The sequence below is a fragment of the Capnocytophaga sp. oral taxon 332 str. F0381 genome, from assembly GCF_000318275.2.
Taxonomy (GTDB): domain Bacteria; phylum Bacteroidota; class Bacteroidia; order Flavobacteriales; family Flavobacteriaceae; genus Capnocytophaga; species Capnocytophaga bilenii.
Genome location: NZ_KB291307.1, coordinates 1 through 1,634, shown reverse-complemented (window position 1 = coordinate 1,634; position 1,634 = coordinate 1). Strand labels below are relative to the sequence as shown.

1 protein-coding gene is annotated in these 1,634 nt (G+C 44.2%); it reads left to right on the top strand.

Annotated elements, in window-relative coordinates:
* Positions 1 to 1,563: T9SS type B sorting domain-containing protein (locus HMPREF9075_RS05905; RefSeq protein WP_009415576.1), on the top strand; the 1,563-nt coding region annotated here is incomplete at its 5' end.
* Positions 1,564 to 1,634 lie beyond the last annotated feature (71 nt).

The window sequence follows — 1,634 nt, the reverse complement described above, 5'->3', positions numbered from 1 at the left end:
AACCGAGTGAAGAACGACATCAGAGCAGGTGTAAGGTCATCAGAGTTGGGTAATACGGTGTTTGCTTTGGACGGAGGGGCATCACAAGCGAGCAGCTTGTTTGAGAGCGTAAGTTCAGGTACGCATACAATTACGGTACGCCATACCAATGGTTGTGTACAAACAGTAACTGTGAATGTAACTCACTACGATTCGTTGTCGGCAACAACTCAGAAGAGTGATATTAGTTGTTATAATAACACCGATGGAGTGATAACCCTTACAGTAACAGGCGGTACAGGAAGCTATACCTATACGGTGGCAAATAGTACATCGACATCTTACCACGAGGTAAGACCAGGAGAGATAGTTTATAGCGGTTTAGGTAAAGGTCAATACACTATCAACATCAAAGATGATGTGATAGGTTGTGAGATACAACGTACAGTAGTGATTGTAGAACCACCAGTGTTGAAGGCAGTAGTACATAAAGTAGTATCAGAGACTTGCTACCATAGTAACAACGGAGGAATGGAGTTTGAAATCACAGGAGGTAGAGCACCCTATAGCTACGAGCTAAAAGACCCACAAGGTAATGTAGCGAAGAGCGATACAGGCTTAGCCTCAGGTACGGTAGTGAGTGTGACGGCTCTTGCCCCAGGTAGCTATAGATTGGAGTACAAGGATGCTAATGGCGTATGTACGCAAACAGATGTGATAGATGTAGCTGATGCGCCAAGTATAGCACCAACTAGTGTAGAGTTGAAGTTCAACTGTTCAACAACATCAACAACCTTTACTACAAGTTACTTGTATGTAACCTTCCCAGATGATGCGGCAGGTAAGCTACAAAGTGATACGGTATCTTACTCGGTAGATGGCGGTACGACAATCAAGCCATTTGTATCGTTTGATGGCAAGTATGGTAGTACAGGAGTGATAGAAGAGGGCTCACATACATTGATAATTTACTATAAAGGTAAAGGCAGTGATGAGGTATGTGAAGAGTTGTGGGGAGAAACGGTGAGTGTAACGCGTTATCCAGGATTAGAGGTACATAATACGACAGACTTGAGAGAAATCAATGTAGTACGAGTATCAGTAACCGGAGGAAACGTCTTTACAAGAACAGGAATACCACCGTACAACGTAAGCTTCAATGATGAGGCGCCGGTGGATGGAGAGTTCAAATACACCTTGAAGCCTACTGACCCAACAAGTAGGGTAGAGAATGGACGTATCTTCAAGAAGGTATTGGTGAAGGCGATAGATGCCAATGGTTGTGAAAGTGAGCTTGAGATAGAGCGCGAGTATATGAAGTCGACACCACCGAACTTCTTCACGCCGAATGGAGACGGACAGAACGATACTTGGGATCCAGATATGTATCGTAGTTATCCGAACTTGACAGCAGATATTTACGACCGTTACGGACGTTATATAACGACCATTAAGTCGGGTGAGGTTTGGGACGGACGTTACAAAGGCAAGGAGTTACCATCGGGCGACTACTGGTATATTTGGAAGACCAATGAAGAAGGAGATGAGCAGTCTTACACGGGCAACTTCACCCTCTACCGATAGCAATCGGAGATAGATAAATCATAAGAAACCAGCGAATGAGAAATCACTCGCTGGTTTTTTTGATGGGGGAT